The sequence below is a fragment of the Rhizobacter sp. Root1221 genome (assembly GCF_001425785.1).
Taxonomy (GTDB): domain Bacteria; phylum Pseudomonadota; class Gammaproteobacteria; order Burkholderiales; family Burkholderiaceae_C; genus Rhizobacter.
Genome location: NZ_LMDI01000017.1, coordinates 34,148 through 47,802, shown reverse-complemented (window position 1 = coordinate 47,802; position 13,655 = coordinate 34,148). Strand labels below are relative to the sequence as shown.

General features: G+C 68.4%; 14 protein-coding genes. 3 read left to right on the top strand and 11 right to left on the bottom strand.

Annotation, left to right across the window (positions count from 1 at the left end; translation table 11 throughout):
* Positions 1-8: 8 nt before the first annotated feature.
* Positions 9-1,268, bottom strand: coding sequence for a hypothetical protein (locus tag ASC87_RS14090; RefSeq protein WP_056662771.1), 1,260 nt, complete (start codon positions 1,266-1,268; stop codon positions 9-11).
* Positions 1,265-1,504 carry a hypothetical protein gene (locus tag ASC87_RS14085; protein WP_200954358.1) on the bottom strand — a complete coding sequence of 80 codons (240 nt, stop codon included), beginning with the start codon at positions 1,502-1,504 and terminating at the stop codon, positions 1,265-1,267. Before ASC87_RS14085 ends, ASC87_RS14090 begins: the two co-directional genes overlap by 4 nt.
* Before the next feature lie 78 nt (positions 1,505-1,582).
* On the opposite strand from ASC87_RS14085, the gene ASC87_RS14080 reads away from it, so the two are divergent.
* Positions 1,583-2,392 carry a methyltransferase domain-containing protein gene (locus ASC87_RS14080; protein ID WP_056662766.1) on the top strand — a complete coding sequence of 270 codons (810 nt, stop codon included), beginning with the start codon at positions 1,583-1,585 and terminating at the stop codon, positions 2,390-2,392.
* Positions 2,393-2,445: 53 nt separating this feature from the next.
* Here the strand turns inward: ASC87_RS14080 and aspS are convergent, their stop codons facing one another.
* The 7 genes from aspS to ASC87_RS14050 form a co-directional block, all read right to left on the bottom strand.
* Complete coding sequence (aspS, locus tag ASC87_RS14075; protein ID WP_056662907.1) at positions 2,446-4,239, bottom strand: aspartate--tRNA ligase; 1,794 nt, start codon at positions 4,237-4,239, stop codon at positions 2,446-2,448.
* 117 nt (positions 4,240-4,356) lie between these two features.
* Entirely contained in the window at positions 4,357-5,007 is a 651-nt protein-coding gene (locus ASC87_RS14070) for a DUF502 domain-containing protein (RefSeq protein WP_082568627.1), read from the bottom strand.
* Positions 5,008-5,041: 34 nt separating this feature from the next.
* Positions 5,042-5,380 (bottom strand): FmdB family zinc ribbon protein, encoded by a 339-nt coding sequence (locus ASC87_RS14065; RefSeq protein WP_056662763.1) that lies wholly within the window; start codon positions 5,378-5,380, stop codon positions 5,042-5,044.
* Between the two features lie 89 nt (positions 5,381-5,469).
* On the bottom strand, positions 5,470-6,921 hold the full coding sequence (locus tag ASC87_RS14060) for a sodium:solute symporter family protein (protein ID WP_056662760.1): 1,452 nt from the start codon (positions 6,919-6,921) through the stop codon (positions 5,470-5,472).
* Between the two features lie 314 nt (positions 6,922-7,235).
* Positions 7,236-8,279, bottom strand: coding sequence for an acyltransferase family protein (locus ASC87_RS14055; RefSeq protein ID WP_056662758.1), 1,044 nt, complete (start codon positions 8,277-8,279; stop codon positions 7,236-7,238).
* Between the two features lie 138 nt (positions 8,280-8,417).
* Positions 8,418-8,582, bottom strand: a complete 165-nt coding sequence (locus tag ASC87_RS31875; protein WP_157604043.1) for a hypothetical protein — start codon at positions 8,580-8,582, stop codon at positions 8,418-8,420.
* Between the two features lie 132 nt (positions 8,583-8,714).
* Positions 8,715-9,344, bottom strand: coding sequence for a hypothetical protein (locus ASC87_RS14050; protein ID WP_157604042.1), 630 nt, complete (start codon positions 9,342-9,344; stop codon positions 8,715-8,717).
* Between the two features lie 108 nt (positions 9,345-9,452).
* Here ASC87_RS14050 and ASC87_RS14045 point away from each other — a divergent pair, with 108 nt between their 5' ends.
* Together ASC87_RS14045 and ASC87_RS14040 are read left to right on the top strand one after the other, a co-directional pair.
* Entirely contained in the window at positions 9,453-10,115 is a 663-nt protein-coding gene (locus ASC87_RS14045) for a response regulator transcription factor (RefSeq protein WP_056662752.1), read from the top strand.
* Positions 10,112-11,581: an ATP-binding protein gene (locus ASC87_RS14040; RefSeq protein WP_056662749.1), complete on the top strand. Its 1,470-nt coding sequence runs from the start codon at positions 10,112-10,114 to the stop codon at positions 11,579-11,581. The genes ASC87_RS14045 and ASC87_RS14040 overlap by 4 nt, the downstream gene beginning before the upstream one ends.
* Here the strand turns inward: ASC87_RS14040 and ubiB are convergent.
* Together ubiB and ASC87_RS14030 are read right to left on the bottom strand one after the other, a co-directional pair.
* Positions 11,550-13,100 carry a ubiquinone biosynthesis regulatory protein kinase UbiB gene (ubiB, locus tag ASC87_RS14035; protein WP_056662747.1) on the bottom strand — a complete coding sequence of 517 codons (1,551 nt, stop codon included), beginning with the start codon at positions 13,098-13,100 and terminating at the stop codon, positions 11,550-11,552. The two genes, ASC87_RS14040 and ubiB, sit on opposite strands and share 32 nt — an antisense overlap.
* Complete coding sequence (locus tag ASC87_RS14030) at positions 13,097-13,651, bottom strand: hypothetical protein (RefSeq protein ID WP_235582169.1); 555 nt, start codon at positions 13,649-13,651, stop codon at positions 13,097-13,099. Before ASC87_RS14030 ends, ubiB begins: the two co-directional genes overlap by 4 nt.
* Positions 13,652-13,655 lie beyond the last annotated feature (4 nt).

Sequence of the window (13,655 nt, the reverse complement as noted above, 5' to 3'; positions counted from 1 at the left end):
CACGCCCATCAAACGAGCTTGAAGCGTTGCAGGTGCTCGATACGCGCAGAGAGGCCCTCGGGTCCGAGGTAATGACCCAGCTTGCCTCGGCGCACTTTGAGCAGCGTCGCCTTGAGTTCGATCAGCGTGGCGTCGCACTCGCTCGCGAACGCTGCTGGCAGGTCGAGGCCAGTCTGCGCGCAGGCATTCGCGATCAGTTGTGCGCTCTGGGCTGCGCCACAAGCCGCACACTTGACGACCGCCGTCACTTCGGGCGCAGCGCCGTGGGCGAGCAAGGCACTCGTCAGCTCCGGGGGTATCGGGCTGTCGATGTTCGTCAAGGCCTCACGCGCAACCGGGGCGCCGGCGTGTACCAGCGCAATGGCCGCCGCGAAGGCGCCCTTGCAGATCGCCACGTCGGTCGCCAGCGCACTGCCCTGCTGCGGTCCGTGGAAGCTGACACCCGCTGCTGCAAGCTGGGCCACCAACCGGGCGTCGTCGGTGGCAATGGCATGGCGCAATGCAGCCCGTGCGACGCTCGGCTGCTGGCCCAGCGTGCCGGTCGCCAGCGGCGCCCGCCAGTCGACCACCGCGACACGATAGAACGCCACGAGTTTTTCCATCAGGCTGCGTTCGAGGCCGTGACCCTCGCACCGGTCATGGAGGTACTCCAGCAGTGACTGGCCGGAGAAATGGTCGCTGACCGGCGCGAGGGGATCTTCGTTGAGGTGCAGCGCCGCGAAGGCGCCGCGCAGGTCGGACGCGACGGTGCTTGCATCATCCTCGTGCAGCGCATGCGTCCAGGCTGGTGGCAGCCCATGCTTCCACGCAACGATGCTGCCGTGTTCAGCGCCGGGTTTCACCACCGCATAGACGCGATCAAGGTATTCGAAGCCGCCGAATGGCAGGTGCGTCAGCTTGCCATTCCAGACACGACCTTCTTCGTCCGCGGCTTCTTCAGCAAGCTCTTGTTCGTGCTCGATCCAGCCCTGCAGGTCGCGATAGCCATTGCTGCCGTCCCAAAACAGTTCCGACCAACTCACGGACTCGATGTTGCTGTTCATGGCCACCGAGAGGTCGTAGTCCAGCCGGCCGCCTGCGGTTTGCGCCCACAGGGCGAGGAGTGCCTCGGGCACCGGCCCCGCGCACAGCGCCTCGATGGAGGCCATGCGAGCTTCCGGCATCGGAGGTTCAGCATCGAAGATGACCCGACCCGAGAACAGAACCACGCCATGCACACGCAGGGAGGTGATCTCTTCAGGTGAAAAGCAGATGTCGACCTTGTTCATGGCGGTGTACCGAGGGATGCATTCGCTGGCGATTCTGCCCGGATTGCGGCGCTCACTCCCGGCCGGGCCTGGCCGTCTTCGCCGACGAGGACGACCTCGAAATCGATATGTCTCCCCTTGATGCCCATGACGATGTCGTCGCCCAGCCGACGAAGGTGGCGCACGAGGAAATCGGAGAAGCCGCCAGCCAACGCGTTGTCCCTGCTGTGCCAGCCTGCGCAGCCACGTCTCAACATCCCCATTGCAATTCCGTTCAAGACCCGCGGCCAGTCGGCCTGGACACTGGGACCTCCACAGTCCACCCGCCCTGCCCCATGACCGCCACCGCCTACGTCCACGGCTACGACCCGCGCGAAGCCGACCGCCTGCACGACCAGGCCCATGCCCTTGCCGAGCTGCTGCACGCCGGCACCACCTACGCGTCCGGGGCGCACGTGCTGGAGGCCGGCTGTGGCACCGGCGCGCAGACCGTCGAGCTGGCCCGGCGCAGCCCGGGCACCTGGTTCACATCGGTCGACCGCTCGGCCGAGTCGATCGACACCGCGCGCCACCGCGTGGACACCGCGGGCCTGGCGAACGTCGCCTTCCGCCAGGCGGACATCATGGCGCTGCGGTTCGCGCCGCAGTCGTTCGATCACGTGTTCGTCTGCTTCGTGCTGGAGCACCTGCCGCAGCCGGCCGATGCGGTGGCGGCACTCGTGCGCCTGGTGCGGCCGGGTGGCACGCTGACGGTCATCGAGGGCGACCACGGCACCGCGTGCTTCCACCCGGACGCTCCGGCGGCTCGCGCCGCCATCGCGTGCCAGGTGGCGCTGCAGCAGCGCGCGGGCGGCGACCCGTTCATCGGCCGGCGCCTGCACCCGCTGCTGGCCACGGCCGGGTTGCACGACGTGCGGGTGACACCACGGTTCGTGTACACCGACGGCAGCCGCCCGGGCTTCGCCGACACGTTCACCCGCCGCACATTCACCGCGATGATCGATGGCGTGCGCACCGCGGCCCTCGCGGCAGGGCTGACCGATGCAGCGCGATTCGACGACGGCGTGCGCGCACTGCAACGCACGGCCGACCCCGACGGAAGCTTCTGCTACACGTTTTTCAAGGCCACGGCGGTGGTTCGCTGAAACGACAAGGGCGCCTCGCGGCGCCCTTGTCGTTCAAACGAACAGGCTGGAGATCAGCTGTTCGCTGGCTGCGGGTTGCGCAGGCGGATGTGCAGTTCGCGGAGCTGCTTCTCGTCCACCGGGCTCGGCGCGTGCGTGAGCAGGTCCTGTGCGCGCTGGGTCTTCGGGAACGCGATCACGTCGCGGATGCTCTCGGCCTTGGTCATCAGCGTGACGAGGCGGTCGAGGCCGAACGCGAGGCCGCCGTGCGGCGGGGCGCCGTACTGCAGTGCGTCCAGCAGGAAGCCGAACTTCAGCTGGGCTTCTTCCGGTCCGATCTTCAGCGCGCTGAACACCTTGCTCTGCACCTCGGCACGGTGGATCCGCACCGAACCGCCGCCCAGTTCCCAGCCGTTGAGCACCATGTCGTAGGCCTTGGCAATGCACTTGCCCGGGTCGGTGTCCATGTAGTTCTCGTGGCCGTCCTTCGGCGCCGTGAAGGGGTGGTGCACCGCGTTCCAGCGGTCACCCTCTTCGTCGTGCTCGAACATCGGGAAGTCGACCACCCACAGCGGGGCCCAGCGGTCTTCGAACAGGCCGTGGCCCTTGCCGAAGTCGCTGTGGCCGATCTTCACGCGCAGCGCGCCGATGGCGTCGTTGACGACCTTTTCCTTGTCGGCGCCGAAGAAGATCAGGTCGCCGTTGGCAGCCTGCGTGCGCGCGAGGATCTCGGCAATGGCGGCGTCGTGCAGGTTCTTGACGATGGGGCTCTGCAGGCCTTCACGACCCTTCGACACGTCGTTGACCTTGACCCACGCGAGGCCCTTGGCACCGTAGATCTTGACGAACTCGGTGTAGCCGTCGATCTCGCCGCGGCTCATGTCGCCGCCGCCCGGCACGCGCAGCGCGACCACGCGGCCGCCCACCGTGGTGGCCGGGGTGGAGAACACCTTGAAGTCGACGTCCTTCATGACCTCGGTCAGTTCGGTGAACTCGAGCTTCACGCGCAGGTCGGGCTTGTCGGAGCCGTAGCGGTGCATGGCCTCGGCGTACTTCATCACCGGGTACTCCGGCAGGTCCACGTCGATGGCGGTCTTGAACACCTTTCGGATCATGCCTTCGAACATCGAGCGGATCTCTTCCTCGGTGAGGAAGCTGGTCTCGATGTCGATCTGCGTGAACTCGGGCTGGCGGTCGGCGCGCAAGTCCTCGTCGCGGAAGCACTTGGTGATCTGGTAGTAGCGGTCGAAGCCCGCCACCATCAGCAGCTGCTTGAACAGCTGCGGGCTCTGCGGCAGCGCGAAGAACTGGCCTTCGTTGACGCGGCTCGGCACGAGGTAGTCGCGTGCGCCCTCAGGCGTGCTCTTCGTGAGCATGGGCGTCTCGATGTCGATGAAGCCGTTGGCATCGAGGAACTTGCGCACTTCCATGGCCACGCGGTAGCGCAGGATCATGTTCTTCTGCATGACCGGGCGGCGCAGGTCCAGCACGCGGTGCGTGAGGCGCGTGGTTTCCGACAGGTTGTCGTCGTCGAGCTGGAACGGCGGCGTGATGCTGGGGTTCAGCACCTCGAGCTCGTGGCACAGGATCTCGATCTTGCCGCTGGTGAGGTTGGTGTTTTCGGTGCCGGACGGGCGCGCGCGCACCTTGCCCACCATCTTCAGGCAGAACTCGTTGCGAACGCCTTCGGCGATCTTGAACATGTCGGCGCGGTCGGGGTCGCAGACGATCTGCACGAGGCCTTCACGGTCGCGCAGGTCGATGAAGATCACGCCACCGTGGTCACGGCGGCGGTGGGCCCAGCCCATCAGCGTGACGGTCTGGTCCATCAGGGCTTCGTTCACCAGCCCGCAATATGTTGTTCTCATCGGTTTCTCCAGGGTCTCGGTCGTCACCCCCGGCAGTCGGGGCCGGGGGAGGAAATGTAGTTCAGGGCATCGTCGGCTGTGTTGCAAGCCGTCAGGGCCGAAGGGTCGCCAGCCGCTTCAGCCCATGTGATTTCGCGGCAACGCCGTCTGCTGCATGGGAGGGGCGACCACCCCCATCGAGATGACGTACTTGAGCGCTTCGTCGACGCTCATGTGCAGCACGATCACGTCCGCGCGCGGCACCATCAGGAAAAAGCCCGACGTGGGGTTGGGCGTGGTGGGCACGTACACGCTGAGGTAGTCGCCGCTCAGGTGCACCGCCGCCTCGCCGCCGGGTTTGCCGGTGACGAAGGCGATGGTCCACGAACCTTCCCGAGGGTACTGCACCAGCACCGCTTCGCGAAATGCATTGCCGCTGCTCGAGAAGAGGGTGTCGGAGACCTGCTTGACCGAGTTGTAGATCGACTTGACGATCGGGATGTTGCTGAGGACGCGGTGCCACTGGCGCAGCGCCCACTGGCCGAAGATGTTCGTGGCGAACATGCCCGTGAGCAGCAGGCCGGTCACCAGCACCACCACACCCAGGCCGCGGATCTGGCGCAGGCTGCCCAGCAGGCTGTGCGCCGGCGGCCACGACACCACGGACTGCACCGTGGTGATCACGCCGAAGAACACGCCGTCCATCAGGCCGAGGACGGAGTTGAGGACCCAGATGGTGATGGCCAGCGGCATCCACACGAGCAGGCCGGCGAGCAGGTACTTTTTCAATGGGATCCTTGGGACAGCGAAACGAGACCGGGCATCAACTGCCGGTCTTGGGCGCAGGGCTCGGCGCTGGTGCGGGCGCGGGCGACGACGCGGCGGGCGCCGGGCTCGGTGCAGCCGTGGCATTGGCGGCCGCGGCCGGTGCCGGCGCGGCGGCACCGGGTTCCGCCGGCGGTGCACCGCTGGCCGAGTTGCCACCGCGGAAGTCGGTGACGTACCAGCCCGAACCCTTCAGTTGGAAGCCAGCGGCCGTCACCTGCTTGCGGAAGGTGTCCGCACCGCAGGCCGGACACACGGTCAGCACGGGGTCGGAGATCTTTTGCAGTGCGTCTTTCGCGTGGCCGCAGGCTTCACAACGATAGGCGTAGATGGGCATGGCTAAGCCTTTGATTCAAAACAGAAAATTATAAACCCGCGGGCGCTGTTGCGGCGCCCCGGGGTACCGGATAGGGGGTGAACGGGCAGTCAGCCCTTCGCGGCGCCGGCCAGCACGTGGTGCGAACCGTGGCGGTTGAGCACCACCTGCGGCGCGAGCGAACCCACCAGCATGCCCGCGATGGCGGCCAGGAAGCCGGCCAGCTGGGCCGGGAAGACGGCGCCAATCGAGGTGTTCAGGAACGCCAGCCACACGGCGGCACCGAGGCCGATGGACAGTGCGGCACCCTGGGTGGTGGCCCGCTTCCAGTACAGCCCGAACGTGAGCGGCACGACCGCGCCCACGAGCGTGACCTGGTAGGCCCCGGACACCATGTCGTAGATGGGCGTGCCCTGCAGCGCGATGGCGTACGCGCAGACGCAGACGCTGAAGACCAGCACCGCGATGCGCATGGTGAGCAGTTCCTGGCGGTCGCTGCGGCGCGGGACGAACTGGCGCCAGATGTTCTCGACGAAGGTGACCGACGGTGCCAGCAGCGTGGCCGACGCGGTGGACTTGAGGGCCGACAGCAGCGCCCCGAAGAAGATCACCTGCATCGCGAACGGCATGCGTTCGAGCACCAGCGTGGGCAGCACCTTCTGCGGATCCTCCTTGATCAGCGTGGCAGCCTGCTCCGGCATGATGATGAGGGCGCTGGTGACCAGGAACATGGGCACGAACGCGAACAGGATGTACGCGATGCCGCCGATCACCGGGCCGCGCGTGGCGGCCTGCACGCTGTTGGCCGACATCACGCGCTGGAACACGTCCTGCTGCGGGATGGAGCCGAGCATCATGGTGATGGCCGCCGCGATGAAGAACGCGATCTGCGTGAAGGTGGGTTCCGGGAAGAAGTGGAACAGGTCGCGGCTCACGGCCAGGTCGATCACCTTGCCTGCGCCGCCGGCCTGGTTGGCGGCGAACACCGCGATGATGCTGAGGCCCACCACCAGGATGATCATCTGCAGGAAGTCGGTGACCGCCACCGACCACATGCCGCCGAACAACGTGTACGCGAGGATGGACACCGTGCCGATCACCATGCCCGCCGGGATGCTGATGGACCCGGCCGACAGCAGGTTGAACACGAGGCCCAGCGCGGTGACCTGGGCGGAGACCCAGCCGAGGTAGCTCAGGATGATGATGAGCGAACACACCAGCTCGATGCCGCGGCCGTAGCGCTCGCGGTAGTAGTCGCTGATGGTCAGCAGCGTCATCTTGTACAGGCGCGCCGCAAAAAACAGCCCCACGAGGATGAGGCAGGTGCCCGCGCCGAACGGGTCTTCCACGATGGAACCGAGCCCCCCCTCGACGAACTTGGCCGGGATGCCCAGCACCGTCTCCGACCCGAACCAGGTGGCGAAGGTGGTGGTGACGATCATGATCAGCGGCAGGTGCCGGCCGGCGATCGCGAAATCGGTGGTGTTCTTGACACGCTTGGCCGCCCAAAGGCCGATGCCGATGGTGACGAGCAGGTAGAGGAAGACCAGTGTCAGCAACATGGAAGGACGTCTCCTGGAAGGCGGGAGGCAGGGCCGGGGGAATCGAAAGTGCGCGGAATTATCTCCGCAAGCGGCATGCCAATCCGGCCCGGAAGCAGCCGCTATGCACGATTTTTCACCCGTTTGGCCATTCCTGCCAGACAGACCCCCCGCAATCCCCGTCCGGGGCGGCCCGAATGGGCGCCTGCCCACCTCGCCCGGCAGCATCGTCCGCCCTCCCCTTCACCGAGGGTCAGCGAGGGTCACCGAGGGGGTTCAGCCCCCCACGTGACCCCGGGCAAGCCCGCCGGCGGCTGCGCGCCCTGACGCGCGGCTCAGTCCTTCGACAGCGAGGGCTGCTGCACGCCCGGCAGGCGGACCGGCCGGGCTGCCTCGAACAGCAGCGGCGGGGGCACGGCGTACAGGAAGCGCAGCACGGACCGCGACGCGAGCCGCTCGGCCAGCAGCGCCACCGCGATGACCGCGGCCGCCACCAGCGGCGGCAATGCGATCAGCCATTCGCCCGGCACACCCACCTTCGCGAGCACGGTGGCCACCATCGCGATCAGGATCACGTGGGCCACGTAGATGGGCAGCGTGTTGCGGCCGAGGAACGTGAGCGGCCTCGCCAGTGGCGTGGCGGCCAGCACACGGGCCAGCAGCACGCTGGCCGTGACAGCCACGATGCCGAGCAACGTCAGCACCCCGGGCGCGGCCGCCAGGTCGAACACCTTCACCGCGACCACGGCGCCGCCGAACGCGAACAGCGCGAGCGCGGCCGCGGCGGGCCGGGGCTTCGCCGTCATCGACAGGATCCGGCCCCGCAGATGCAGGCCGGCCAGGAAAAACAGGAAATAGCGCGCCATGCCGTCATAGCTCAGGTTGCGCACCGAGAGGTACGAGAAGAACGCCACCGAACACACGGCCGCCAGGCCCAGTTGCCAGGCGGGTGGAATGTGCGCCCACATGAGCTTCGACGCCACGAAGAACACGACCAGCGCATGCAGGAACCAGAGCCCGCTGGTGGGCCACACCGGCGCGGCCAGGAGCCGTGTCACCGAGGTCTCGAACGGGCGCAATTCCATCGGCACCACGCTGAAGTACACGAAACGGATCACGGTCCACAGCAGGAAGGCCCACACGAGCAGTGCGAGCCGGGACGCCCACAGCATGCGCCAGGGCCGTTGGACGACGGACGCCGCGAAGATGCCCGCAGCGAGGAAAAAGAGCGGCATGCGCACGGTGACGAACACGGCGTTGATGTCGTCCCAGACAGGCACGCCCAAGCCACTTTGCGATAACAACAGGTTGGCGTGGTAGATCGCCACGAGCACGATCGCCAAACCCTTTGCCACGTCCACCCATTCCACTCGTTGCATGCCTGTTCCCTCCGGATGTCGAAGCACATCGGGCAGGATCGGCAATATCTGCTGGGCCCGACGCGCACTGGTCCCGTGGCAACTCCGTGAGAAGGCACCGCGGTGCGCCTCTCAGGGCAAACGACATGCCTGCGTGGCTCAGGCGGCCGCCCCCGCGAACCAGAGGGAGACGGGCTTCGGCTGCGCCGCGCGGCGCTCGGGGGATGGTGCAGCGGCGAGGCCGGGGGCAACGCGACGATCGTGGCGCTGCTGGGCGCGAACCATCATCTGGGCGAACGACAAGGTCTTGTGCGGTGTCTTCATGGCTACTCTCCTGAACCGAACGGCCGACATCGTGGGCGAGCGCTGGTTGTCACTCTCTCGCGGGCGGCGGCACGTGGGTACGCCGGTGCGATGAAACAGCAGGATCGGGGCGCGAACGGCGGCGGGGGCGCGTCAGGCGGTGGCCTCGGCCAAGGCATGCGCCCGCGCGCGGCTGTCGTGCAGCGCGCGCAGCGCATTCGCCAGGGCGGGGCCCACCGCGCGCCGCGCGGCCTCCCCGCGATCACGCCCGGGCACGTCCCCGCACACCCACCACACGTCGAGCCGGACGTGGTCCGCATGGTCCACCTCGGCGTGAAGCCCCGCGCGCAGGCCACGCTGGATCTCGAGGCGGGCGTCGTCGAAATCGATCACCGCGCCACAGTCGACGGCGGCCACCACACGATGGACCCGCCCCCCGTCGCCATCCTCGGAGACCTCGGCCACCAGCGCGACCCACGTGCCTGCGGTCTCGCCCATGGCCACGCCTCGCGACACCCCGGCGGCCGGAGGCGAACCCCAGCCAGCCCGGCGGGCCGCCTCGTCCAGTACCTGGCGCGCCCGCGATCCCTCGGGCACCTGCTCGCGCCGGAACTGCACGGGATCGCGCCACGCGGCCCGCGCGGCTTCGTCCACCCGGCACTCGGTCCACAGGTCGGACGCCGCGGGTTGGTGGCGCGGCCCCAGCCACTGGCGCAAGCGCGCCCACAGGCCCGGGTTGGTGCCGGGCGCCAACAGGCCCGCATTCAGGTTCAGCTCGATCATGGCCACTCCGCAATCGTCGTTGTGTCGCCGGAATGCTCGCGGGTTGGCATTAAGAACTTTTTAATGGCGTCGAGGCACACTGGCGGCCTCTGCTGAACCCCATCCGCCATGCAACTCCTGTTGGTCGAAGACGATGAGATGCTGTCCCGTGCACTGCGCGCGGGGCTCGAACGCGACGGCTACGAGGTGGACGTGGCCGCCGACGCCCCGGCCGCCCGCCTCGCGCTGACGGACCACGGCTATGCCGCGGTGCTGCTGGACCTGGGCCTGCCCGGCGGTTCCGGGCTGCAGGTGTTGCGGGGCGTGCGCGACCGGTACGACACCACGCCGGTGCTGATCCTCACCGCCCGCGACAAGCTCAGCGACCGCATCGCCGGCCTCGACGCCGGCGCCGACGACTACCTGGTCAAGCCGTTCCAGCCCGACGAACTGGGCGCGCGGCTTCGCGCCGTGCTGCGCCGGGCGCAGGGCCGCGTGGCCCCGGTGCTGGCCGTCAAGGCGGTGCGGCTCGACCCGGCCCGCCGGTCCGTCACGCTGCGCGACGAGCCCGTGGCGCTGAGCGTGCACGAATACCGCACGCTGCTCGCGCTGATGGAACGATCGGGCCGTGTGGTCACGCGCTACCAGCTCGAAGAGGCCGTGTACGGCGGTGACAGCACCATCGAAAGCAACACGGTGGCCGTGTACGTGCACCAGCTGCGCCGCAAGCTCGGCGACGACTTGATCGTCACCGTGCATGGGCACGGCTACCGCATGGGAGACGCGCGATGATGCTGGCCCGCCTGTGGAACGTCCGCTCGCTGCGCGTGCGGCTGCTGATCAGCCTGATGATGGCCATCTGCACCATCTGGGCGTCGTGGTTCCTGTGCCAGGCGATGCAGATGTCGCGCCAGCAGACCGGGCAGTGGGACCAGATGATGAAAACCACCGGCCAGCAGATCCTGCGGTCGGTGCCCCCCGGCATGACACCGGTGGACCGGCAGACCGGCTTGAGCCTGCCCCCCGAGATCCCGGTGCTGCCCGCCCACCTGTACTACCAGGTGTGGCACCGCAACGGCCAGTCCATCCTGCAGTCCGCCAATGCGCCGGCCCAGGCCTGGGTACCGTTGCGTTTCGACGCCCCCCACTGGCTCGGCCAGGCGGACCTGGACGGCCAGGCGTGGCGCGTCTACACGATCACGGACGCGACCCACACGGTGCAGGTGCAGGTGGCCAAGCTGCAATCCCAACTCGATGCCGAGCTGGCGCTGTGGTTCAACGGCAGCATCGTGATCGCGGGCCTGCTGATCGTGCTGCTCGGCACGGTGTCCTGGTGGACCATCTGCTGGACCATGCGCCCCGTGCGCCAGCTGCGGGATACCCTCGTCGAGCGCGCCGCGCTCGACCTGCGCCCGCTGCCGCTGCGCGAGTTGCCGCAGGAGCTGCGCCCGCTGGTCGAGGGGTTCAACGGCGTGCTCGGGCAGCTCGACACCGCCCTGCGCGCCGAGCGCCACTTCCTCGCCGACGCCGCCCACGAGTTGCGCACGCCCCTGGCCGTGCTGACCGCGCAGGCGCGCCTGGTGCAGTCCGCACAAACCCTGGAGGAGAGCCGCGCGGCAATGGCGCCGCTGCTGTGCGGCATCGAGCGAACGGCCCGGCTCACCGAGCAGTTGCTCGACTCGGCACGCGTCGACGCCTCGGCCGATCCGGCCGCCGGCGGTGCCGTGACGCTCCACGAGATCGTTTCACTGGTACTGCACGACTTCGATCCGGCCGCGCGCCAACACCAGCAGCGCCTGCTGCTCGACACCGAGCCGTGCGCGCTGCCGGTGGACGTGGACACGCTCGGGGTGCTGCTGCGCAACCTGATCGACAACGCCCAGCGCTACAGCGGCACGGGCGCCCGCATCCAGGTGGTGTGCCGCCGCGTGCGCATGGACGACGGCTGGTGCGTGGCCCTCGGGGTACGCGACGACGGGCCCGGCGTGCCCGCCTCGGCACGCGACCGCATCTTCGACCGCTTCTACCGCGTGCCCGGAACCACGGGCCGGGGCAGCGGCATCGGCCTGTCGCTGGTGGCCCGCATCGCCGAACTGCACGGCGCCACGATCGACGTGGGCGAGGGCCTCGACGGCCGCGGCTTCGGCATCACCGTGCGGTTCACGCGCTACCGCGTGGACGCGCCGGCCGACTGCCCCGATTCGTCACCCGCACCGCTCGCGGTGGTCACCCCATCCACGGCTGCAACCACGCCATGACCGCCGCGCCGGCGGCGAACCCGCCGGCCGTCAGCAGCACGGCCGTCAACAGCCGGTTGGTGCGCCGTTGTTCGGCCAGCAGCGCCAGCAGCGCGGGAGACTCCTCGCGGTGCGGCCGGTGCAGCGCCTGGTGCAACAGCCGCGGCAATTCGGGCAGCAGCTGGGCGTAGTGCGGGGCTTCCTTTTTCATGCGCTCGAACAACCCGCGCACCCCCACCTGGGCGTCCATCCAGCGCTCGAGGAACGGCTTGGCGGTGCTCCACAGGTCGAGCTCGGGATCGAGCTGCCGGCCGAGGCCCTCGACGTTGAGCAGCGTCTTCTGCAGCAGCACCAGCTGCGGCTGGATCTCGACGTTGAAGCGGCGCGAGGTCTGGAAGAGGCGCAGCAGCACCTGCCCCAGCGAGATGTCCTTCAGCGGGCGGTCGAAGTGCGGTTCGCACACGGCGCGGATGGCCCCTTCGAGTTCGTCAACCCGCGTGCCCGCCGGCACCCAGCCGCTCTCGAGGTGCAGTTCGGCCACGCGTTTGTAGTCGCGCCGGAAGAACGCGATGAAGTTCTGCGCGAGGTATTCCTTGTCGACCTCGGTGAGCGTGCCCACGATGCCGAAGTCGAGCGCCACGTAGCGGCCGAACGTGGCCGGTGCGATGCTGACCTGGATGTTGCCCGGGTGCATGTCGGCGTGGAAGAAGCCGTCGCGGAACACCTGGGTGAAAAAGATGGTGACCCCGTCGCGGGCGAGCTTCTTGATGTCGACCCCGGCGTCGCGCAGGCGCTGCCGTTGGCTGATGGGCACGCCCTTCATGCGCTCCATCACGATGACACTCTGGGTGCACAGGTCCCAGACCATCTCCGGCACCATCAGCAGGTCGAGGCCTTCCATGTTCCGGCGCAGCTGGGCGCCGTTGGCGGCCTCGCGCACCAGGTCGAGTTCGTCGTGCAGGTAGTTGTCGAACTCGGCCACCACCTCGCGGGGCTTGAGCCGCTTGCCATCCACGGACCACCGGTCGATCCAGCGGGCCAGCGTGCGCAGCAGCGACAGGTCGTCGTCGATGATGGCGAGCATGCCGGGGCGCAGCACCTTCACGGCCACCTCGCGCCCGTCCTTCAGCGTGGCGAAGTGCACCTGCGCGATGGACGCGCTGGCCACCGGTTCGGCTTCGAACGTGGCGAAGATGGCCTCGATGGGCCGCTTGAAGGCCTTCTCGACCAAGGCCCGGGCCACGGCAGCCGGGAATGGCGGCACGTCGTCCTGCAGGCGGGCGAGTTCATCGGCCACGTCATCGGGCAGCAGGTCGCGCCGGGTGGACAGCACCTGTCCGAACTTGACGAAGATGGGGCCCAGGCGTTCGAGGGCTTCGCGCAGGCGCTGCCCCGGCGGGGCGTCCAGGCGCCGGCCGAACGTGACCACCGACACCATCACCCGCACCCACCGCTGGCGGAAGCCCGACAGCGCGACTTCGTCGAGACCGTAGCGAAGAACCGTGACGACGATGTAGATGAGCCGGGCGAGGTGCCTCATCGGGGGCCGCCGCCCCCGCCGCGAACGACGAGGTCCTGCAGCGTCTTGGCGGCAAAGCTGAAGCCCGAGGCCACGGCGGAGGCGACGCGCGCGATCTGGTGGGCCGGGGCCTGGCCGACGATGCGGGCGAGGTCGTCCTCGATGTCCCAGCGCAGGTTGTCGATGAGCCAGCTCACGTCGGCGGCGAACGCGGAGTCCCCTTCGATGTTGACACTCGGGCGTTCACCGGCCAGCCACATGCCCGCCAGACGTGCAGGGTTCGAGGCGTCGAGCGACACCCGCAGCTCCGGGGCGGCGGGGGGTTCGGTACCCGCCCATTCGAGCAGGCCGGCGGGTGTGACCGCGAAGGCGACCACCGGCGGCGCCGGCAGCAACGAAGGCCAGCCCGTCCACACGAGCTGGACATGGCGTCCCGCATGGGGCTTGAGCCGTTCGGTGGCGACGGTTTCGGCTGCGATCACGTGGTTGAGCAGCAGCGTGATGCGCTCCATGGCGGCGGTGCCGAGCGAGGAGGTGATGGCATTGAGCATGCCCGGATTGTAGGGGGGCATTCAT

Bases quoted from the DNA above. Each gene is read 5' to 3' on its own strand.
- ASC87_RS14090 (WP_056662771.1), bottom strand. From the start codon at position 1,268: ATGAACAAGGTCGACATCTGCTTTTCACCTGAAGAGATCACCTCCCTG.
- ASC87_RS14085 (WP_200954358.1), bottom strand. From the start codon at position 1,504: ATGTTGAGACGTGGCTGCGCAGGCTGGCACAGCAGGGACAACGCGTTG.
- ASC87_RS14080 (WP_056662766.1), top strand. From the start codon at position 1,583: ATGACCGCCACCGCCTACGTCCACGGCTACGACCCGCGCGAAGCCGAC.
- aspS (WP_056662907.1), bottom strand. From the start codon at position 4,239: ATGAGAACAACATATTGCGGGCTGGTGAACGAAGCCCTGATGGACCAG.
- ASC87_RS14065 (WP_056662763.1), bottom strand. From the start codon at position 5,380: ATGCCCATCTACGCCTATCGTTGTGAAGCCTGCGGCCACGCGAAAGAC.
- ASC87_RS14060 (WP_056662760.1), bottom strand. From the start codon at position 6,921: ATGTTGCTGACACTGGTCTTCCTCTACCTGCTCGTCACCATCGGCATC.
- ASC87_RS14055 (WP_056662758.1), bottom strand. From the start codon at position 8,279: ATGCAACGAGTGGAATGGGTGGACGTGGCAAAGGGTTTGGCGATCGTG.
- ASC87_RS31875 (WP_157604043.1), bottom strand. From the start codon at position 8,582: ATGAAGACACCGCACAAGACCTTGTCGTTCGCCCAGATGATGGTTCGC.
- ASC87_RS14050 (WP_157604042.1), bottom strand. From the start codon at position 9,344: ATGATCGAGCTGAACCTGAATGCGGGCCTGTTGGCGCCCGGCACCAAC.
- ASC87_RS14045 (WP_056662752.1), top strand. From the start codon at position 9,453: ATGCAACTCCTGTTGGTCGAAGACGATGAGATGCTGTCCCGTGCACTG.
- ASC87_RS14040 (WP_056662749.1), top strand. From the start codon at position 10,112: ATGATGCTGGCCCGCCTGTGGAACGTCCGCTCGCTGCGCGTGCGGCTG.
- ubiB (WP_056662747.1), bottom strand. From the start codon at position 13,100: ATGAGGCACCTCGCCCGGCTCATCTACATCGTCGTCACGGTTCTTCGC.
- ASC87_RS14030 (WP_235582169.1), bottom strand. From the start codon at position 13,651: ATGCCCCCCTACAATCCGGGCATGCTCAATGCCATCACCTCCTCGCTC.